The sequence below is a fragment of the Pseudomonas sp. 2822-15 genome, assembly GCF_002742515.1.
Taxonomy (GTDB): domain Bacteria; phylum Pseudomonadota; class Gammaproteobacteria; order Pseudomonadales; family Pseudomonadaceae; genus Aquipseudomonas; species Aquipseudomonas salomonii.
The window spans coordinates 1-232 of sequence record NZ_LJRY01000443.1; the positions used below are offsets into that span (position 1 = coordinate 1).

Sequence of the window (232 nt, forward strand, 5' to 3'; positions counted from 1 at the left end):
GGATCGATTTTGAAACTGACCTAGTTTTGTGTAGCACTTTATAAGGATTTCTTGCGTCAAGTCCTCGGCGGCCGCCTGATTTTTCACATATGTATACGCAAGATGCAAGATACTGTCGCTGTATTCATGCATTAATTCATCTATGATCTGCTCATTTTCATCAGCAGCGACACACTGATCTGACGATGATGTTGCAGCTGGCTCCAGTTCATTCATCTCATCACCCCTTCCT

Annotated in this window: 1 protein-coding gene; it reads right to left on the reverse strand. The window is 43.5% G+C overall.

Annotated features, from left to right (window positions below):
• The coding region (locus AOA59_RS31760; RefSeq protein WP_218212250.1) for a sigma factor at positions 1–216 on the reverse strand (216 nt) is incomplete at its 3' end.
• Positions 217–232: the final 16 nt, after the last annotated feature.